This is a genomic window from Actinoallomurus iriomotensis, from assembly GCF_030269445.1.
GTDB lineage: Bacteria > Actinomycetota > Actinomycetes > Streptosporangiales > Streptosporangiaceae > Actinoallomurus > Actinoallomurus iriomotensis.
The window spans coordinates 129374-149156 of record NZ_BSTJ01000008.1; the positions used below are offsets into that span (position 1 = coordinate 129374).

Below are 19783 nucleotides of genomic sequence, written 5' to 3' on the forward strand. Positions count from 1 at the left end.
TTCGCGGGAAGGTCGTCAGTCACGAGCGGTTGACCGCCGGTGGCGACGACCCAGGGGGATCGCATGCGGGCCGATACGGACGTGCTCATCGTGGGCGGCGGGCCGACGGGCCTGATGCTGGCCGGCGACCTCGCCGCCGCCGGTGTCGCCTGCGCCGTCCTCGAACGCCGCGACCAGGAGTCCAACCTCACGCGCGCCTTCGGCGTGCACGCGCGCACCCTCGAACTGCTCGACGCGCGGGGACTCGCCGACGACCTCGTCGCGACCGGCGTGCCGGCGTCCGGCCTCGGCCCATTCGGCCTGCGCTTCTTCACGCTGCCGACCCGCTTCCCGTACGTCCTGATCACACCGCAGTACGAGACCGAGCGCGTGCTCGCCGACCGGGCGCGCGCGGCCGGCGCGGTGATCGTGCCGGGCGCCGATGTGGTGGCGCTGCGCCAGGACGCCGAGGGTGTCGACGTGACGGTGCGCGAGGCCGGCGGTGCGACGCGCACGCTGCGAGCCCACTACGCCGTGGGCGCCGACGGCGTGCACAGCACCGTACGCCGCGAGCTCGGCCTGCCGTTCCCCGGCCGCTCGGTGGTGCGCTCGGTGATGATCTGCGACGTCCGGCTCGCCGAGTCCCCGCCGGACACGGTGACGGCACGGGCCACCGGGGCGGGGTTCGTCTTCATCGCGCCGTTCGGCGACGGCTGGCACCGCGTCATCGCCTGGAACCGCCGCAACCAGCTCCCCGACACCGCCCCGGTCGACTTCGAGGAGGTCCGCCGGGTCACCCACGCGGTCCTCGGCACCGACCTGGGCATGCACGACCCGCGCTGGATCTCGCGGTTCCACAGCGACGAACGCCAGGTGCCGCGCTACCGCGACCGCCGGATCTTCCTCGCCGGGGACGCCGCCCACGTGCACTCGCCGGCCGGCGGCATGGGAATGAACACCGGCCTGCAGGACGCGGTCAACCTCGCCTGGAAGCTCAGCGCCGCGATCCAGGGCTGGGCGCCGGACGGGCTGCTGGACACCTATCACGACGAGCGGTATCCGGTCGGCCGGCGTGTCCTGCGCACGAGCGGCACCATCCTGCGCGCCGGGCTCCTGCGCCCGCGCGTCCTGCGCGCGCTCCGGGACACCGCCCTGCGGGTCGCGGCGGGCCTGCGCCCGGTCGCACGGCGCATGGCGGGCGCCGTCTCGATGATCGACCTGTCCTATCCGGCACCGCGCGGCTCGCATCCTCTCGTCGGCCGCCGCGCGCCGGACATCCCGCTGGCCGGCGACGCGCCGCGCCGGCTCTACCGCGCGCTGCGGCCGGGCCGCTTCCTGCTGGTCGTACCGCCCGGCACCGACGGCTCGGGGATCGCCGCCTGGCGCGACCGGGTCGACCTGGTCACCGCGGGCGGGCCGACGCGCACGACCGTCCTCGTACGGCCCGACGGGTACATCGCCTGGGCCGCGGAGGGGCCCGACGCAAGGTCGGGCGTACGCGCGGCGCTACGTCAGTGGTGCGGTCCGGCCACGGGCCGGGTCGCGCACTGACGCCTCATCCCTCGTCCGAGCGTTCGTCGCCGGGCAGCGGCTCGTGGTGCGTCTCCTTGGTGGCGTCGTAACGCCGACCGACCGACTCGGCGGCGCGGTCGGACAGTTCCGACGCGTCGGGAGTGGTGTCGTTCCGGTCCTCCTGCTCCTTGGGTGCCTGGTCGTCGCGCCCGGCCTCGGTCTCCATCGGATCGCCTCCTCGTGGGTCGTCGTTCGTCACGTTCCGGCCCTACCCAAACGGGAACGGTTCGATCATCCGCGGCCTCCCGGCCCGATAGGTTCGACCCGTGAGCGGGGGAGGGACGACGGCGTGGGAGGCGGAGCGGACCGTCTCGGCGGAACGCGCGGCCGACCTCATCGGCGCGCGGTTCCCCCGCCTGCGCGGCGCGACCGTCGAGGCGCTGGCCACCGGCTGGGACAACACCGTGTTCCTTGTCGGCGGAGAATGGATCTTCCGGTTCCCGCGCCGTTCGGTCGCGCTTCCCGGCGTGCGGCGGGAGCTCGCCGTGCTGCCCCGGCTGGCCCCGCGGCTGCCGCTGCCCGTACCCGTGCCGGAGTTCGCCGGGCGGCCGTCGCCGGAGTTCCCGTGGCCGTTCTGGGGGGCCCGGCGCGTACCCGGCCGTGAGCTGGCGGAGGCGGGCCTGCCCGACGGCGCGCGGACCGCCGCGGCGGCCGGTCTCGGCGCGTTCCTGCGCGCCCTGCACGACCCCGGGCTGGTCTCCGGCCTGGAGGGCGAACTGCCGCGCGACCCGCTGAGCCGCGCCGAGCCGTCCGTACGCGCCCCGATGGCGCGCGAGCGGCTGGCCCGGCTCGCCGCCGCGGGCGTCTGGGCGCCCGACCCGGCGGTCGAACGCCTCCTGCGCGACGGCGAGCGGCTCGGGACGTCCAGCGCCCCGGTCGTGGTCTCCCACGGCGACCTGCACATTCGTCACCTGCTCGTGGATCCGGAGAGTGGGGAGGCGGCCGGCGTCATCGACTGGGGCGACCTGTGCGCCGCCGACCCCGCCGTCGACCTGTCGCTGGCCTACGGCGGCTTCGCCGGCCCGGCCCGTACGGCCCTGCTGTCGGCGTACGGGCCGGTCGGTGCGGAGCGGGAACTGCGTGCGCGGGTGCTCGCGGTGTTCCTGTGCGCGGCCCTGGCCGAGTACGCCGCCGACACCGGACGCGAGCGGCTGCTGGCCGAGGCGCTCGCGGGCCTCGGCCGTGCGGTCGCGGACTGATTCCTAGAAATCGGAGCGCTGCTCTCGTTTCGTTGCGATGCTCTGTTACTGTCGAGGGATGAACGCGAGCCGTACGGCACGGGAACGGGTGCGCGCCGAGCTCATGGCGGAGATCACCGACATCGCCCGCAAGCACCTGGCCAAGGACGGCGCGGCGGGGCTGTCCCTGCGGGCCGTCGCCCGCGAGATGGGGATGGTCTCCTCGGCGATCTACCGCTACTACCCGAGCCGCGACGATCTGCTGACCGCCCTGATCATCGACGGCTACAACGCCGCGGGCGGGGCGGTGAGGGAGGCCGAGGCCGCCCGCGACCGGGCGGACTTCATGGGGCGCTGGCTCGCGCTCTGCCACGGCCTGCGCGGCTGGGCCCTCGCGCATCCCCACGAGTACGCGCTGCTGTACGGCTCGCCCGTGCCCGGCTACCGCGCGCCGGAGGACACCATCGCCCCGGCGTCGACGTCCGCGGAGGTCTTCGGCCGGCTGGTCGGCGACGCCTTCCGCGCGGGCGTGCTGGACCCACCGGGCGGCTACCCGCCGGTGCCGGAGTCGATGGCCGCCGACGCCGCCAGGATCAGGGACGCGATCATGCCCGGCGTTCCCGGCGACGTCATCGCCCGCGCGGCCACCGTCTGGCCGGGGCTGTTCGGCGCGGTCAGCTTCGAGCTGTTCGGGCAGTACGCGAACGTCGTCTCCGACCTGACCGCGGTCTTCGACTACGCGATGCGGGGCCTGGGCCGGTCCATCGGCCTGCCGGAGTAGAACCGGAACAGAAAAGGCGCGGGGCCGGGTGCGATGAGTCGCACCCGGCCCCGCGTCCTTCGTACGGGTCGTGCCCTACCTGAAGGACCGCAGGTACGCGGCGGTCGGGCTGCCCACACCGGTGCCTCGGTCATAGCCGGGGACGGCGCTCAGGGCGTCCTGCGCCGGAATGCCCTTGTTCCCGGAGGTGACGAGGATGTACTTCAGCGGACCGGTCGCCGCGTACGGGTCGGTGTAGTTCGTCCGGACGTACGCGACCGGGTTGTTCTTGCCGAGCGGCGTGTCGGTCACGTCGTGGTACGCCTTCGTGCCCGCCCGCAGGTAGATCGCCGGGTTGGCGAAGCCGATCGGCAGCCGGCCCTGGGCCTGCTGAGCCAGCGCCTGCAGACCGGCGATGACCGGGCAGGAGAGGCTCGTGCCGCCGACGCGGCTCTCGGTGTAACCGAACGAGCCGTCCGGACGCTGGTTCCACTCCGGGTACCGGACGCCGGTGCCGGAGTCGCCCACCGCGGAGATGTCCGGGATGGTACGCATCGGCTGCTTGGCGGTCGTACCGTCCGGCAGCGCGGTGCTCTGCGACCTGGGCACGGCGCCGCGCTGGTAGCCCGGCTGGGTGAACAGGTCGCTCGTACCGCCACCGCCACCGGCGGAGTAGGTCGTCGGGTAGCTGCCGGGCGGCGGGTAGCTCCAGCTCTTGCCGTCCGCCGCGAGGTTGTCGTACTGGACGTTCCAGTGCGTCTCGAACTCGTAGTTGTCGCTCTTGCCGACCGCGAGGGTCGTACCGCCGACCGCGGTCACCCACGGGTCGGAGACGGGCAGGTCGGCCTGGCGCCTCGTCGAGCCGGCGTCGCCGTACCGGGCCTGGCACGGGGTGCCGGGCACCTCGTAGCCGCAGTCACCGGTGGAGAAGTAGAAGCCGATGCCCTCGATCGCACCCTGCTTGAAGATGGACTCTTCGGCCTGGATCATCGCCTGGGTGTAGTGCTCCGCCAGGTCGCCCCACGAGTTGCTGACGATGTCGGCGAGGTGGTTGTCGACGATGTTCGCGAGCGCGTCGTCGAGGCCGTCGGCGCAGTTCTGGGCGCCGACGTACACGACGTTGGCCTTGGGCGCCAGGTCGTGCACGGCGGTGACGTCCAGCGCCTCCTCGCCGTACCAGCCGGCCGCGCCGCACTCGTCGACGAGGTCGAAGGTCGGCGGCAGCACCTCACGGTACTGGCCCTTGGCGAACGCCGGGCTGCCGTACTTCTTGGCGAACTGGTTGGAGACCTCTTCCATCTTCGGCGCGGCGTAGGCGTCGACGATCGCGACCGTCGCGCCCTTGCCGGTCAGCCCGCTCGCGGTCGAGCCGTACGCGCCGCGCAGCTGCTGGGGGAGGAGACCGCACATCGCCCGCGACTGGTGCTTGCCGTACGCGGTCGGCTTGTCCGTCGCGACCTTCTCGTTCCAGTACTTGGCGCAGGGCTCGGCGACGTTGTAGTTCGGCTCCGGCGGCGGCAGCGTGTCGTCGTGCGTGCGCAGGTGCTTGCCGGTGTCCAGCCCGGTCACCGTGAGAACCGAGGACGCCAGCGCATCGGGCACCGTGGCGTTGCTCTCCGGCGCGCGGGCGACCGTGCCCTGAGCCGCGTAGTCGCGGAACTCGGTGCCGAACGCCTTCGTCGCCTTGTCCACGTGACCGGTCACGTGGAGGTAGTGGCTGTTCGAGCCGGCGAGGTCGACGTACAGGCCCGAGCTGCGGATCCACGAGGTGACAGCGTCGATCTGCTGCCGGCTCGCCCCGAAGCGCTGGTTGAACTGCTGCGGGGTGAGGTACTTGCCGTACAGCGCGTTACCCGGAGTGGAGACGGCCAGGGCGTACGCGTCGAGTCCCTTGGGGTCGCGGCCGGTAAGCCAGACCTTGACGTCGACTCGCTGATTGCTGTCGGTCTTGCCGCGGTCGACAGAGGAGGAAGCCCAGGTCGGCTTGGTCCCCGCCACCGTGTGCCGGTCGCTCGCCTGCGCTGTGCCGGTAGCCGCGAAGGTCGCCGCGACGAGCGGCAGAGCCACGGCTGCGGCTGTCAGAGCGCGACGGCGTCGTCCGTCTCGTGACATCCACCAGTCCTTTCGTCAGCGGCGCGTAAGGCCGCGACGAGAGGATTTCGGTGCTCCTATGGTGAAGCAATAGTCGTTATGAAAAAGATGCAAAAATCGGGAACTTAGGGCCAGAAGTGGACATCTCGGTGTGAGCTTCCGCACGGAACGACCGGGTCATTTTTCCGTCATATCGATTGACGGCAGAGGAGAAACGGTTCACGCCGCCACGGCCCCGGGGGCGCGGCGGCGTGAACCGGGTACGAAAAGGCCTTCCTTCAGCCGTTCGGCTTGTCGGTGACCGTCGAACCGAGGCGACCGAGGCTGCGGCCCGCGATCCGTACGGCGCCCTCCGGGGACAGGCGTACGCCGCGCCAGGCCGCGCGGGCCGAGGCCGGGGCGACGATCATGGCCTGGTTCTTCTCCACGCCGCGCAGCACGTCGCGGGCCAGCGCCTCGGGGGTGTAGAGGCGTCGTTGCACCTTCAGTGCCGCCTCTCGGGCATGGGTTCCCGCCTCAGTGGCCGGCAGGTCCGGGTTGGCGTTGTCGAGCAGGGGGGTGTCCACGAAGCCGGGGCACACCACGCTCACCCGTACGCCCCTCGGCGCCGCCTCGGCGCGGAGGGCGAGGCTCAGGCCGACCACCGCGTGCTTGGTCGTGGTGTACGGCAGCATCAGCGGCGCCGGCACCAGGCCCGCGAGCGAGGCGGTGTTCACGATGTGCCCGTGTCCCTGCTCCAGCAGGATCGGGTACGCCGCGTGCACCCCGTGGATGACGCCGCGCAGGTTCACATCGAGGGTCTTGTTCCAGTGGTCGAGGGTGAGCTCGTCGGTACGGCCGCCGACCGCGATGCCGGCGTTGTTGAAGACCAGGTCGAGCCGGCCGTGCCGTTCGGCGACGTCCCGGTACAGCGCGGCGACCTGCTCGGCGTCGGTGACGTCGAGCGCGGCGGCCTCGGCCGTGCCCCGCTCGGACAGGCGGGCGGCGACGCTCTCCGCGCGTTCCTTGTCGAGGTCGGCGACGACGACGCTGTCGCCGCGCAGGACGAGACCGGTCGCGATGGCACGGCCGATGCCGGAGGCGCCACCGGTGATGACGGCGATGCGGGTCACTTGGCCGCCTTCCCGGTCTTCTGCGCCTTCTTCTGCGGCTCGTCCCAGAGGCCGACGGCCTGCCAGAGCCGGCGGCTGAAGCCGTCGACCATGCCGATCTCGGCGGCGAGATCGCGGACCTTGGCGACGCAGTTCTTCATCTCGCCGTTCCAGGCGTCGTTCTTGCTGTACGCCTCGCGGATGACGTCCTTGGGGATGTTGAAGTGGCGGACCATCGTGCCGGGCGGCGCGAGCATGATGCGCGCCATCAGGCCGAGGATCAGCGGGGACAGCACGCTGAGCGCCTTCCGCCGTACCGGGTTGATGCGCGGCACCCGGTGCTTGAGGTAGTGCCGGGCGAAGGAGATGTGCCGCGCCTCCTCCGCGATGTGGATGCGCAGGATCTTCTCCTGGAGCGGGTGCTTGACCTGGCCGCCCTTGATCGTCTGCCGCTGGAAGTAGTCGATCGGATCCTCGCCGCCGAGCACGAACACGAAGAACAGCTCGGTGGAGATCCGGGGGATGTGCGGCGCGACCTGCGCGATGATGTCGAGGCTCCGGGGCATGCCCTTGATCGGCATCTCCGTACGGTTGACGAACTCCTGGAACATCATCGCGTGATGGCATTCCTCGGTCGTCTCGTGCAGGACGTACCGGAACTCGGGGGAGCCGTTCGGCAGCTTGTACGCGTAGGCGAGCAGGCCGCGCTTCAGCAGGTTCTCGAACTGCAGGCCGATCTTCATCATCGTCGCGACGCGCCACAGCCCGATCTGCGCCTGGACGTGCTCCGGCTGGCTGCGGTACCACTCCGTGGCGCCGAGCCGGTCGATCGGCGGGAGGATCCAGCGGGGGTCGTTCGGGTCGACCTTGAAGTCGGGGTCGTCCCAGGGGATGTCGGCGTACGCCTCCCAGTGCTTGTCCACGGAGGCCTTCGACAGCCGCTGGATGACGCCGACGTAGGCCTTGCGGTCCGCGACCTTCTCGCGGACTTCCTCGTCCAGCGTCGTGCTCGTCGGGTTGGGCATGATCACTCCCCTGTTTCGGCCGGAATGAGCAGACGGGCGAAGCTCTTGAGCTGTGTCAGTACGGCCGCCTGGTGTCCGTGGGCGTCGTCGTCCAGGGAGTTCTGCAGCGTCAGGCCGATCAGCGTGGCGAACAGGGTGCGGATCACCGTGCTCGCCGCCTCGGGGTCCAGCGACGTGGGGAACAGCCGGTGGAACGTCTCCAGGATCACCTGCACCACGCGCTCGTTGATGTCGAGGCTGAGCCCCCGCAGGGTCTCGTCGGTCCGCGCGGCCATGGCGAGTTCCATGAGCGCGAGCGAGGGCGCCTGCCGGAAGGTGTCCCAGAGCAGGTCGAGCGCCCCTTCGACGTTGCGGCGGTCGTCGGGCAGGTCGGCGAACGCACGCTCGTACGCGAGGCGCTGCCGTTCGAGGAGATGTTCGAGGGCGGCGGCGACGAGCAGCATCTTGGTGGGGTAGTGGTGCTGCTGCGCTCCGCGCGACACACCCGCGCGCCGGGCGACCTCGGTGGTCGACGTACCCGACCAGCCGAGCTCGGCGAGACACTCCATGGTGGCGTCGAGCAGGCGTCCCTGGGTCTCGGCTCGCCGCTCCTCCTGCGTACGGGAGGCCGCGTGCCGGTGGTGGCCGTGGCGACGGCGACTGCTGACTGACACGCCTTCGACGGTAGGCGCGACAAAACATGCAATCAAGCCTGCTTGTATGTTGCCCGGGTCACAATTGGACGCGGAGTCCAAGATCCACAGGCCCCCGAGCCTCAGCCGTTGGCCAGGGCGCGGTCGAGGAGGGGGAGCAGGCGGTCCCAGTGGCGCTGCAGCCCGGAAGGGTTGAAGGCGTCGGTGTCGGCCATGGTGAAGCCGTGGACCGTGCCGGGATAGATCTCGGAGGTGTAGTCGATACCCGCGGCGTCCAGGGCCTGGTTCAGCTCGCCGAGGGCCTCGGGCGTGATATCGGTTTCGGCGTGGCCGAAGTGGACCTGGGCGGTGAGCGTGGAGAGGCCGTCGGGCCCGACGGCACCCACGGGGCCGTGGAATCCGGCGACGGCGGCCACCTGGCCGGGGTGGGCTGCGGCGGTGCGTACCGCCAGGAGGCCGCCTATGCAGTAGCCGGTCACCGCGACCGGTCCGGCGCCGACCTCGGGCTGGGTGGTGAGGAACCTGAGGTAGGCGTCGGCGTCGCTCAGGATCCGTTCGGTGGTGTGCGCCTCGATCAAGGGCATCAGCTGGGCGAAGATCGCGGGCCGGGCCTCCTCTCCGATGTGTTCGGGAAGTTCGATCACCGGTGCCGGGCCGTGCCGGTAGAAGAAGTTGGGGACGAGTACGTAGTACCCGTGCCCGGCCAGTTCGCGGGCCATCTCCCGCAGTACGGGCCGGATGCCGAAGCCGTCCGCGTACATCAACACCCCTGGGCGCCGGCCGCCACCGTCGGGGAAGGCGGCGAAGGCGTCGGCCTGGCCGTCGTTGGTGGGAATCCGCACAGTCTTGGTGGGCATGACCTCTCCTGTCGTGGTTGATATGTCGAGCCTGTGATCAACACGACGGAGGCGGGGCCCGCGCGACTGCGCGAGATCCTCGATCGAACGGCGGGCCCGCACCGGCCCGTGCGGCGCTCAGGAGGGCACCGGGTCACCAATCCGTGTGTGGCGCGATGCCGTCCCGGTAATCATCGCCGCACAGCGTAGCCCACCGGAGTCCTCATCGACCTGACCTGGCGCCGACACTCATCGATACCGGTTCAACGCCGCCCGGCGGCGCGCGAAGCCCTGGGGACAAATCGCGTTATTCGTAATGGCCGGATCGCGCGCAATAAGGAAGACGTTCGAAGCTGTTGATTTCTCCGCCGAGAACGAATCTTTCGGGCTAGATTCGGTCGCGCTGGAAGCGATTGATAACGATGGGGGCTGCCATGGTGGTCGGCAAAGATCTTGTGAACCCGAAGTTCTCTCTTTGGCACTTCCTGGCCTGGCAGCTGCGGTACGAGCGCCAGCGACGCGGTCTCTCGCTCAACCAGATGGGGAAAATCATCAGCGCCGCCCCATCGACCGTCTCCAACATCGAGGCCGGCCGCCGGAAAATCGACGACCGGCAGGCCCGGACCCTCGATCAAACGTGGGAATCCGGTTTTCTCTTCCAGCTCCTGCTCTGGTACGCCCGCACCGCCCACGACCCGGACTGGTTCCGCCAGTACAGCCACTACGAAGCCAAGGCCCTAGCAATCAAGATCTACCACGGCCAGGCGATTCCCGGCCCGCTGCAGACCGACGACTACATCCGCGCGCTGCTGGAGAAGAATGATCCGAGAAACTTCGACACGGCGGTGGCCGAACGGATCGCTCGTAAGGGGGGCATCTTCGGCCGGGAGGATCCGCCGTACCTCTGGGCGCTGATGGACGAGAGCGTCCTGGCCCTTCCCGTGGGCGGCGCGAAGGTCATGAAGGAGCAGCTGGAGCACCTGCTCCACCTTTCCCGCCTGCCTTACGTGAGCGTGCGGATCGTTCCCACCTCATCTGGGCCTCACCTCGGCATCGACGGTCCGTTCCAGGTCATCAGCTTGGAGGGGCGGGACGTGGCCTATTCCGGAGCCCAGAACGGTGGCCGCCTGATCGAGGGGACCGGCGAGGTCAAGGAGTTCGCAGTAAAATTCGATCGTATCGGCGCGAAAGCCGCATCCGAGGATGGCTCACGCGCCATCATCGAGCAGTATCTGGAGAGATACACGTGATCCCCCAATGGCGTAAGAGTTCCCGCAGCGGCGGCATCAGTGACCAGGCCTGCGTCGAGGTGGCGCGGGTTTCCGGCGCGACCCGGCTCCGCCGCGACGAGGGCGTGTCCTCCCCGACCTCCGGGGCGTCCGGCGCGCGGGTCGACGACCTGCGGCAGTCTTCGGATGGCTAGGCTCACCGGGCGGCAGATCGCCGACGAGGAACTGCGCGGATGGGCCTACCTGCTCGGTGGCCTGCAGACCCGCATCCACACCGGTGACTTCGCGGCCGGGCTCGCGGTCGTCAACGCCATCGGCGCGGCGGCCAAGGAGATGAACCACCACCCCGACCTCGACCTGCGCTATCCCCACGTCGACGTCCGTCTGACCAGTCACGACGAGCACGGGGTCACCGACCGCGACGTCCGGCTCGCCCGCACGATCTCCTCGATCGCGGCCGGCGCGGGCGCGCGGCTGGACTCCGCGAACGTCTCGCGGCTCGAACTCGCCCTCGACACCCCGGCACGCGAGAAGGTCCTCCCATTCTGGGCGGCGGTGCTGGCGATGGAGCATCGGTCCGAGCCCGAGTTCGGCGACGAGCTGCACGACCCGGCCGACGGCCTGCCGACCGTCTGGTTCCAGGCGTCCGGTGGCGAGGAACCCCGCCAGCGCTGGCACCCGGACATCTGGGTGGATCTCGCCCAGGTTCAGCCGCGCATCGACGCCGCGCTCGCCGCCGGCGGCACGCTGGTCAGTGATGAGGAGGCGCCGCGCTTCTGGGTCCTCGCCGACCCCGAGGGCAACCGCGTCTGCCTGTGCACCTCGCAGGACCGCGACTGACTCGGACGTACCGGAAGCCGGGCCGTACGGCTCCGGAACGGCGGGGCGGCGCGGTGTCGATAACCTGATGCCCGTCGCCCGACGGGCCCGTTAGGGTTGTCGCCATGCAGGTCAGCCAGTCGGACAAGCTCGCCAACGTCCTCTACGACATCCGTGGGCCGGTGCTCAAGCGCGCCATGCAGATGGAGGCCGAGGGTCACCAGATCCTCAAGCTGCACATCGGGAACCCGGCTCCGTTCGGGTTCGAGGCTCCGGACGAGATCCTCCAGGACGTCATCCGCAACCTGCCGGTGGCCCACGGCTACAGCGACTCGAAGGGCATCCTGCCCGCCCGGCGCGCCGTGGTGCAGCACTACGAGCAGCAGGGGTTCGCGGGCCTCGACGTCGAGGACGTCTACCTCGGCAACGGCGTGTCCGAGCTGATCGTGATGGCGATGCAGGCGCTCCTCAACAACGGCGACCAGGTGCTCATCCCGGCACCGGACTACCCGCTCTGGACGGCCGCGGTGTCGCTCGGCGGCGGTACGCCCGTCCATTACCTCTGCGACGAGAACAACGGCTGGATGCCCGACCTCGCCGACATCGAGGCGAAGATCACCCCGGCCACCAAGGCCATCGTGATCATCAACCCGAACAACCCGACCGGCGCCGTCTACTCCAAAGAGCTGCTCGAAGGCATCGCCGAACTCGCGCGCCGCGAAGGGCTGCTGATCCTCGCCGACGAGATCTACGACCGCATCCTGTTCGACGACGCGAAGCACTTCTCGATCGCGCCGCTCGCGCCCGACCTGCCGTCGCTGACCTTCTCCGGGCTGTCCAAGGCGTACCGGGTCTGCGGCTTCCGCTCCGGCTGGATGGTGGTCTCCGGCCCCAAGGAGCACGCCGAGTCCTACATCGAGGGCCTGAACATGCTGGCCAACATGCGCCTGTGCCCGAACGTCCCGGGCCAGCACGCGATCCAGGCGGCCCTCGGCGGCTACCAGAGCATCAACGACCTGGTCCTGCCCGGCGGGCGCCTGCGCGAACAACGCGACCGCGCCGTCCGCCTGCTCAACGAGATCCCCGGCGTGAGCTGCGTGAAGCCGGCCGGCGCCCTCTACGTCTTCCCCCGGCTCGACTCGACCATCTACCCGATCGAGGACGACGAACGCTTCGTCCTCGACCTGCTGGAGAGCCAGCAGATCCTCGTCGTCCAGGGCACCGGCTTCAACTGGCCCACCCCCGACCACCTGCGCATCGTCACTCTGCAGCACGCCGACGACCTGGAGGAGGCGATCGGCCGGCTGGGCGAGTTCCTCGCCACGCGTCGGGCGTGACGCTCAGAGGAAGGGGTGGGTGAGTTCCCCTCCCTGCCACTCGAAGGGATTGCCGACGACCTTGCCGTCCCGGTAGAAAGTGATCCTGGACCAGGCCTCGGAATTCCAGCTGAGCTGGTGGAGCTCCCAGTCCGTGTATCCGGCGCCGCCGCCGATGTTCCCCCGGTTCTTCGCCACCCGCAAGAACGCTTCATAAGGGTCGTCCACGCCGGTCAGGTTGACCGAGATCTTGCTCCTGGGATGCTTCAAGATATTGAGGACGGTGTCTTGGAAGCTGCCGACTCGCCACTTGCGTGGCAGATTGAAAAAGGTGCGAGCGCGAACACTCCGGGCGAACGGGTCCAGCAGCTCCGTACGGCCCCAGTTCGTGTGCCTGAGCCCGAGTGCCAGGTGGATGGCGGGCCTGCAGGCCGCGAGTCCGAGAGGGTCGATCTGGAGCGTGGGGTTGAAGGCGTAGGCGTAGGGATCGGGCGCGGGGGCGAGGCCGAGCGGGTCCGGGCTCTGGTAGCGGCCTACGGCCGGGTCGTAGTAGCGCTGGAAGTTGTAGTGGAGACCGGTCTCCGCGTCGTGATACTGCCCGGGAAAGCGGAGCGGACAGGCGACCGGGCCGGAAAGCAGAGCGCCCCACAGCGTGGTGTCGACGCGCCCGGCGACGGTGCCGTCAGCGGTGAGGAGCTCGGCCGGGGTGCCGACCAGGTCGGTGACGATCGCGTAGAACCGCTCGTCGACCCGTCGCCGTGCCGCGTCGGCGGACAGGACGCCCTCGGTCTGGGCCAGCGGGCGGAACGTCTCCGGCTCGTAGTCCCAGGTGGTGACGCGCGTGTTCTGGACCTGTTCGGCGAGGGCGGCGCCGTCCCAGACGAAGTCGGTCTGTTCCTCGACGGCCCGGCCGTCGCGGGTGAGGAGCTGTTTGGCGACACGCCGGCCGAGCGCGTCGTAGCAGTACTGCCATCGCCTTCCGTCCGGCGTGGTGACGGCGATCAGACGGTCGTCGGCGTCCCAGACGTACTCCCAGTTCAGCGACCGCCCCGACAGCGTCACCTGCCGCCGTTCGACGACGCGTCCCTGTGCGTCGTGGGAGTAGTGGGTCCGCCCGGCGCGCCGGACGCGGACGCCGACGTGCTCCCGCGGACCCGCCGCGTCATGGTCGGCGCCGGGGTCGGCCGCGGTGATGTTCCCGGACGGATCATAGGCGTAGCGCTCCTGCCGGCCGTCGGCGTGGACGGCCGTCACCCGGTCCGCGACGTCCAGCTCGAAACCGGTCGGCCCGCCGAGCAGGTCGGTCCGGCCGACGAGCGTCCCGTCCGCCCGGTAGCGGTAGGCGCGATGCTGTGCCGGCTCGCCGGTCCTCGGCGCGCCCAAGAGAGTCTGGGAGCTCAGCCGGCGGTCGGCGTCCCACCGCTGGACGACTACGGCGCCGCCGCCGATCCGGCGTTCGACCTCCTGGCCCGCCGGGTCGTACGCGAACCGGATCGTCTGACCCGCGGTCTCCACGACGGTGGGCCGCCCCCCGCGGTCGTACCGCCAGATCGCCTCGGCGCCGGACGGCGTGCGGCGCCGTACGCGACGTCCCATCAGGTCATAGACGCTGGTCAGGGCGCGGCCGTTGCAGGTCTCGCCGATGACCCGACCGAGGCGGTCGCGGTCGAACCGCACGTCCGCGTCGGGGTTGACGGCCCGGATGAGCCGACCGGCCTGGTCGTAGGCGAAGGTCGCGACGGTGTCCCCGCTGCGCCGTTCGACGACGTTGTCCAGCAGGTCGCGGGTGAAGTGGGTGGCCTGCCCGGCGCCGTTGACGCGTGTGGTGAGACGGCCGGCGTCATCATAGGTGTAGGAGACGGTACGTCCGTTGAAGTCGGTCTCGCGTACCAGGTCACCGGAGCCGTTGTACTCGTAGCGCCAGACCAGGCCGAGAGGGTTGGTGACCGCCACGAGCCGGAGTTCGGTGTCGTAGGAGAACTCCTGGCGGGCGCCGTCCGGGTCGATGCGGGCGACCGGCAGGTCGAACGGTCCGTAGACGGTGCGGGTGACGCGGCCTTCGGCGTCCCGGTGCTCGACGCAGTTGCCTTCGCCGTCGTAGCTCCAGCGTTCGGTCGCACCGCCGGGCAACGTGCACCAGGCCGGTCGGCCCTCGATGGTCCAGCCGAACCGGGTCACCCCGCCGGCCGCCTCGCTGACCGCCACCACGCGTCCGAGAGCGTCCCGCTCCATCCGCGTCGTCACGCCGCCGGGATCGGTGGCCGCCACCGCGAGTCCGGCGTCATCCAGGGTCACTCGCGTGGTGAGGCCGAGAGCATCGGTGATCGCCGTCAGGTGCCCGCGATCGTCGTAGGAGTAGCGGGTGACGGCGTCGCGGGGATCGATGACGGCGACCAGGTTCCCCCGGTCGTCGAACTCCTGCCGCCAGACCCTACCGTCCGCCTCGACGAACTCGACGGGGAGATCCAACTCGTTGTACCGCGCGGAGAGCCGTCGATCGCCCGGTCCGATGATCGAGGTCAGGTTGCCCCGGTCGTCGAAGGCGTACCTCGTGGTGCGTCCCAGTGGGTCGGTACGGGCCACCAGCCGGTCCTGGTCGTCCCATTCGGACACCGTACGGCGGCCGAGCGGATCGACCTCCGCGACGACCTGACGTGACTCGTTGAAATGGAACGTCGTCGGGTGCCCGAGCGAGTCCGTCACGGTCGTGGTCGAGCCGTCCTCGGCGTAGCCGAGGGTGACGTTCAGCAGTCCGTCCGAGCCCTCGGCCCGGACGGCTCGCCCTCGCTCGTCGTAGGCGTAGCGGTACCAGAAGCCGTTGCGGTCCACCCAGCCGGCGAGGCGTCCCGCGTCGTCATAGGTGAAGCGCAGGGGAGCGCCGGAGGAGTTGATCACCTCGCTGAGACGGCCGGCGTCGTCATAGCGATAGCGGACCAGCAGGGGCCCGTCCGCGTGACCCGTGACCAGCCGTAGCGCGGCGACCCGACCGCCGTCCATGGCGACCGCGATCCGGTATCCACCTGAATGCCGTACCTCGGACAGCAGGCCGTCGTCGTCGTGGACGAGTTCGATGCGGTGCCCGTTCCGATCGACGATCGAGGTCAGGGGAAGCACCGTCCCCGTCCGGCCGCTGAAATGCCATTCCCGGCCGGTCGGCGGATCGGTGATCGTGTAGGCGCCGTCGCCCGTCTTGCGCAACGGCCATCGTGGACCCGAGTCGGGCAGGACCCGCGTTCCCTCCGCCGGCGGAGGGTAGGTCAGCACCATCCCGTCGGCGGACGCGAAGCACACGCCGTCGGCGTCGATCTCCAGCCGCTGGTCGAGCGTCGACGCCCATGCCACTCCGAACAGGCCGTCAATGCGCGAAGAGGACAGGTATGTCCGCTCGAGTACCAGGGGCAGCGCGCCGGCCAGTTCCACGTCGATCTGCCGCAGAACCACCTCTCCGCTGGCGACGTCGATGGGATCCTTGATGAGGACGCGGGAGGCGTAGGTCCGCGCCTTTCCCGAACCGCCCCGGCCGAGGCGGAGCGCCCGAGTCAGTAGTGTCCCGCCCTTTGCGCCGTCGGCCGCCAGTCGTGAGACCGGGCCTTTGAAAAGGCGCGCCAGTCCTCCGAACAGGCCCAGCCGTGCACCGGCCGCGACGACACCGGATTTAGGACTCAATTCTCGGTCACCCGACCCGATCTGAGAATGACAACGAGCATCGGCCAGAATCCCGTCACCGTGGGCGATTGCGGACGAAACGCCGCCCAGCTCATCGGCTTTCTGTCGAATTCTGGCTGGAATGTGACGAACTTTATCCTGCTCATCGCTCCTTCGACAATGGCGGCCTCGACGCAGAGGGTCCGTTCAGTAGCGCACGGTGATCCGGTGGGCGTGGCCGTCCACCCGCACCCAGCCGCCGACCGGGATGACGACCTGGGGATCGGTGTGCCCGAAGTCGACGTCGAAGACGACGAGCGCCTCGGGGTTGTACGCGGCCAGCGCGCGCAGGATCGCCTCGCGCTGCTCCTTGGCGTACGCGGCTCTCTCGTCGGGGGTGTTCGGACGTTCGAACGACCAGGCCTTGGCGCGCCCGACGAGGACACCGGCGAACCGGCCGAGCATGCCGCGCTCGCCCATGTTGCGCAGGATCCGGTACACCTCGGTCGCGGACGGGAGTTCCTCGCTCGTCTCGATCAGCAGAACCCGGCCGTCGTACGCCTCGGGCGGCCCGATCAGGCGGTCGGCCATCAGCAGCCAGGACAGGATCTCCAGGCTGCCGCCCCAGGCCGGCCCCTCGACGACCTGGTCGGCGTTGTGCCAGCGCCAGCCGTCGCAGGCCTGCATCATCGGCGGGGACGCGAACGTCGTGGGATCCGCCCAGTCGCGCTGGACGTCGCCGTACACCGTGCTCTCGCGCAGCTCGTACTCGCCGGACGTGAACAGCGCCGCCTGGAGCGAGACCGTCGTCAGCGAGTGCATCGCGCCGGGCCGTCCGAACTCCGCCATGACGGAACCGCCGTGGTACGCGACGATGCCGAGATCGGCGATGTAGGTCAGCAGGTTCGTGTTGTCGCTGTAGCCGAAGAACGGCTTGGGGTTCGCCCTGATCAGGCCGGCGTCGAGGTGCGGCAGGACGGTGATCTGGTCATCGCCGCCGATGCTGGCGATGACGGCCTTGATGTCCGGGTCGCCGAAGGCCGCGTGCAGGTCGGCCGCCCGCTCTGCCGGCGAGGCCCCCATCCGCCGGGTGGCCGGATACTCGACCGGCACGAGCCGGAAGTCCTCCCGCAACCGCCGCAGCCCCAGCTCGTACGGCAGCGGAAAGAGCTCCGGCAGACCGGCCGACGGCGACACGATCGCCACCCTGTCGCCGGGCCGCGGCTTGGGCGGGTAGATCGGTTCGGTCATGAGGCCAGTGTCGGCATCGGCCGTGGCTCGAATCAAAGCCTTTTCCCGAGTCTTCAGGGGGAAGCGCGTCGGGTCATACGAAGAAGGCGTTCATGCCGGGAACATCGGACAGGTAGGTCTCGATGTCGGCGATCCTTCCGTCGCGCAGGCGGCAGACCGTGGACAGGTGCTCATCCAGCACCGCGTCGTCGCGGCGGGCGGTGTTGTGCAGGGACAGCGCCACGTTATCGCGGCTGACCAGGACGTGCAGGAGCTGGAAGTCGAGACCGTAGCCGGCGATCTTTTTCGCGTGCCGTACGACCGCGTCGGCGCCGACGACGGTGCCGGACACGGTGTTGTCACCCGGCAGGGTCCACGTGGCGTCGGGGTGCAGCAACGACCGGATCGCCTCCCAGTCACCCGCGGTGAGGGCGGCGTGGAACTGCTTGCCGAGGGCGTAGGCGGTGTCGTGGCTGGTCACAGGTGTCTCCTCGTGAGTCTGAGAGCTTAAAGCAAAGTTGTGTGCTTTAACGGCAGGCTACAAGGCGGGGACCGCTAAAGCAAAGGTGTGTGCGTTAGCATGGTCGACGTGAGTGCCGATCCCCGAGCGAGGCGGCCGGGCGGCCGCAGCGCGCGCGTGCGTGCGGTCGTGCACCGGGCCGCGGCCGACCTGGTCGCCGAGCGCGGCGCCGACCAGGTGACCGTCCCCGCGGTGGCCGAGCGCGCCGGGGTCAACCCGAGCACGATCTACCGGCGCTGGGGCACGCTGCCCGCGCTCCTGGCCGACATCGCCGCCCAGCGGGCCGACACCGCCCCCGAACCCACCGGAGACCTGCACGACGATCTGGCGAACCACGCGGCGTGGACGCTGGCGGACCTGTCCCGCCCGGGCGGAGTCGCGTTCTTCCGTGCCGAGGTGGCGCCCGACGTCGACGAACGCCGAGCCGGCCTGCGCGAATGCCTGCAGCGCGTCAGCACCCGCTTCGAGACGATCCTCGACGCGGCCCGCGAGCGGGGCGAGACGCCACCGTCGCTGGAACGGGTACTCGACCGGATCGTCGCCCCCATTTACTTCCGCGTGGTCTTCTCCCTCCCCGAAACCGACGAGACCTACGCGCGGGGCCTGGCCGCCGCCCTCCTCGACGCCGACTCGTGAGAGGCCACCCGGTCCGTTGGGGTCTGGGCGTGGGGTTCGGTGGTGGGCTTGCTGGGCGTGGGCTTTCGTGGGTGGCGCGGTCCGTTGGGGTCTGTGTGCGGGGTTCGGGGGTGGGCCTGCTGGGCGCGGGCTTTCGTGGGTGGCGCGGGTCCGTCGGGGGCTGGGTGCGGGATTGGCGGCCGGCCTGCTCGGCGCCGACTTCTGAGAGGTCGCCCGGTCGGCTGTTGGAGTGTTCGCGGGGCGCGATGGCCGGATTGGCGTGTCACAAATAGGCGGCGCGTGTAAGATCGCCCGCGATGTCCGGGAAATCAGGAGTCTTCGAAGCCGTCGAGCGGCTCTTTCGCTTTCCCGGACTGGATGAAGAAGCGTTGATGCGTGATGCGGATCATGTGTTCTCCGGTCCTCGCGGACGCAAGATCGCCTTCATGAGGGAAGGCTTCAAGGGCAAGGACGAGGGCGTGGCCGGGATGACCTCCATGGCCACCGGGAACGTGTTCATCTCCGGGGATATGAAGGTTGATCCGAGAGAGCTGCATGAGACCGTGCGGCATGAGCTGTTCCACTCGGTGTTGACTCCTCGTTCGCCGGTGCTGGGTTACGCTCATTTCGTATTGAATAATAAATCCGGACTGTATGTTTATCTTCACGAGGCGGGGGCGCAGGCGTATGGCGCGCGTAACCTGTGGAAAGGCATGAAGTATCCGATTAAGTATGGATACGTCAAGCCGAGTTGGCTCGCAGCCGAAATCGGCGCGCTGGGCTTTGTCGGCTACATGGCCGTGGGCGCGGTGTACAACGCGACCGCCGACTGACCGTCGCTCGGCGAGGATTTTCCGGCCGGTGCGGACGTCGTGATCCAGGCCGCGCCGGAATGGCCTCACCCGTACGATTCGTGTCGCTGTGTCGCCCTCCTCTGCTTGCCGGCGCGGTGCTCCCGGTGAAGCCGTTCACCGCGACGGCGGACGACGCGCAGGACCCCGTCGCCGGATTGAGCGCGCGAGGATCGCGTGCCGGCCGGTGCGGACCTCCCGGCCTGCGCCGAGCCGGAAAGACCGCACCCACCACGCGCTCATCTCGCCGTGCCCCGGCATCGACCTCCCATCGAGTGGGCCCGGACGAGGGCACCCTCGCGTTCGGCGTCCTCGTCGGCCCGGTCTCCGCTCGTCTCGCCCCTCGCGTGGACTCCTGATCGGCGATGCCTGGCTCTTCCCCGCGGGCCGGCGG

Annotated in this window: 19 protein-coding genes; 9 read left to right on the forward strand and 10 right to left on the reverse strand. The window is 70.0% G+C overall.

What is annotated here, in order from left to right; all coding sequences use genetic code 11:
• The first annotated feature begins 63 nt into the window (after window positions 1–63).
• Complete coding sequence (locus tag QSK37_RS30195; protein WP_285627886.1) at window positions 64–1530, forward strand: FAD-dependent monooxygenase; 1467 nt, start codon at window positions 64–66, stop codon at window positions 1528–1530.
• Window positions 1531–1534: 4 nt separating this feature from the next.
• On the opposite strand, the gene QSK37_RS30200 is transcribed toward QSK37_RS30195, so the two are convergent.
• A complete protein-coding gene (locus QSK37_RS30200; RefSeq protein WP_285627888.1) occupies window positions 1535–1717 on the reverse strand; it encodes a hypothetical protein in 183 nt (60 codons plus the stop codon).
• 100 nt (window positions 1718–1817) lie between these two features.
• On the opposite strand from QSK37_RS30200, the gene QSK37_RS30205 reads away from it, so the two are divergent.
• Entirely contained in the window at window positions 1818–2750 is a 933-nt protein-coding gene (locus QSK37_RS30205; protein WP_285627890.1) for a phosphotransferase, read from the forward strand.
• Between the two features lie 58 nt (window positions 2751–2808).
• Window positions 2809–3510 carry a TetR/AcrR family transcriptional regulator gene (locus QSK37_RS30210; protein WP_285627893.1) on the forward strand — a complete coding sequence of 234 codons (702 nt, stop codon included), beginning with the start codon at window positions 2809–2811 and terminating at the stop codon, window positions 3508–3510.
• Window positions 3511–3585: 75 nt separating this feature from the next.
• Here the strand turns inward: QSK37_RS30210 and QSK37_RS30215 are convergent, their stop codons facing one another.
• From QSK37_RS30215 to QSK37_RS30235, 5 genes are all read right to left on the reverse strand, one after another.
• On the reverse strand, window positions 3586–5556 hold the full coding sequence (locus tag QSK37_RS30215; protein ID WP_285627895.1) for a S53 family peptidase: 1971 nt from the start codon (window positions 5554–5556) through the stop codon (window positions 3586–3588).
• A gap of 302 nt (window positions 5557–5858) precedes the next feature.
• Window positions 5859–6692 carry an SDR family NAD(P)-dependent oxidoreductase gene (locus tag QSK37_RS30220; protein WP_285627897.1) on the reverse strand — a complete coding sequence of 278 codons (834 nt, stop codon included), beginning with the start codon at window positions 6690–6692 and terminating at the stop codon, window positions 5859–5861.
• Window positions 6689–7696 carry an AurF N-oxygenase family protein gene (locus tag QSK37_RS30225; protein ID WP_285627899.1) on the reverse strand — a complete coding sequence of 336 codons (1008 nt, stop codon included), beginning with the start codon at window positions 7694–7696 and terminating at the stop codon, window positions 6689–6691. The genes QSK37_RS30220 and QSK37_RS30225 overlap by 4 nt, the downstream gene beginning before the upstream one ends.
• 2 nt (window positions 7697–7698) lie before the next feature.
• On the reverse strand, window positions 7699–8349 hold the full coding sequence (locus QSK37_RS30230; protein WP_285627901.1) for a TetR/AcrR family transcriptional regulator: 651 nt from the start codon (window positions 8347–8349) through the stop codon (window positions 7699–7701).
• Between the two features lie 101 nt (window positions 8350–8450).
• Window positions 8451–9185, reverse strand: coding sequence for a dienelactone hydrolase family protein (locus QSK37_RS30235; RefSeq protein WP_285627903.1), 735 nt, complete (start codon window positions 9183–9185; stop codon window positions 8451–8453).
• Between the two features lie 413 nt (window positions 9186–9598).
• On the opposite strand from QSK37_RS30235, the gene QSK37_RS30240 reads away from it, so the two are divergent.
• From QSK37_RS30240 to QSK37_RS30255, 4 genes are all read left to right on the forward strand, one after another.
• Window positions 9599–10414 carry a helix-turn-helix domain-containing protein gene (locus tag QSK37_RS30240; protein ID WP_285627905.1) on the forward strand — a complete coding sequence of 272 codons (816 nt, stop codon included), beginning with the start codon at window positions 9599–9601 and terminating at the stop codon, window positions 10412–10414.
• On the forward strand, window positions 10411–10587 hold the full coding sequence (locus QSK37_RS30245) for a DUF397 domain-containing protein (RefSeq protein ID WP_285627907.1): 177 nt from the start codon (window positions 10411–10413) through the stop codon (window positions 10585–10587). The genes QSK37_RS30240 and QSK37_RS30245 overlap by 4 nt, the downstream gene beginning before the upstream one ends.
• Entirely contained in the window at window positions 10580–11233 is a 654-nt protein-coding gene (locus QSK37_RS30250; protein WP_285627909.1) for a 4a-hydroxytetrahydrobiopterin dehydratase, read from the forward strand. Before QSK37_RS30245 ends, QSK37_RS30250 begins: the two co-directional genes overlap by 8 nt.
• Before the next feature lie 104 nt (window positions 11234–11337).
• A complete protein-coding gene (locus tag QSK37_RS30255) occupies window positions 11338–12549 on the forward strand; it encodes a pyridoxal phosphate-dependent aminotransferase (protein ID WP_285627911.1) in 1212 nt (403 codons plus the stop codon).
• A gap of 3 nt (window positions 12550–12552) precedes the next feature.
• Here QSK37_RS30255 and QSK37_RS30260 read toward each other — a convergent pair whose 3' ends face one another.
• From QSK37_RS30260 to QSK37_RS30275, 4 genes are all read right to left on the reverse strand, one after another.
• On the reverse strand, window positions 12553–16194 hold the full coding sequence (locus QSK37_RS30260) for a DUF6531 domain-containing protein (RefSeq protein WP_285627913.1): 3642 nt from the start codon (window positions 16192–16194) through the stop codon (window positions 12553–12555).
• Window positions 16191–16340, reverse strand: a complete 150-nt coding sequence (locus tag QSK37_RS30265) for a hypothetical protein (protein ID WP_285627915.1) — start codon at window positions 16338–16340, stop codon at window positions 16191–16193. The genes QSK37_RS30260 and QSK37_RS30265 overlap by 4 nt, the downstream gene beginning before the upstream one ends.
• A 40-nt stretch (window positions 16341–16380) precedes the next feature.
• Window positions 16381–17424, reverse strand: a complete 1044-nt coding sequence (locus QSK37_RS30270; protein ID WP_285627917.1) for a S66 family peptidase — start codon at window positions 17422–17424, stop codon at window positions 16381–16383.
• A gap of 73 nt (window positions 17425–17497) precedes the next feature.
• Window positions 17498–17884, reverse strand: a complete 387-nt coding sequence (locus tag QSK37_RS30275) for a nuclear transport factor 2 family protein (RefSeq protein WP_285627919.1) — start codon at window positions 17882–17884, stop codon at window positions 17498–17500.
• Window positions 17885–17992: 108 nt separating this feature from the next.
• Between QSK37_RS30275 and QSK37_RS30280 the strand changes: the two genes are divergently transcribed.
• Both QSK37_RS30280 and QSK37_RS30285 read left to right on the forward strand, forming a co-directional pair.
• Complete coding sequence (locus QSK37_RS30280) at window positions 17993–18559, forward strand: TetR/AcrR family transcriptional regulator (RefSeq protein ID WP_285627921.1); 567 nt, start codon at window positions 17993–17995, stop codon at window positions 18557–18559.
• Between the two features lie 296 nt (window positions 18560–18855).
• Window positions 18856–19371: a hypothetical protein gene (locus QSK37_RS30285; protein WP_285627923.1), complete on the forward strand. Its 516-nt coding sequence runs from the start codon at window positions 18856–18858 to the stop codon at window positions 19369–19371.
• Window positions 19372–19783 lie beyond the last annotated feature (412 nt).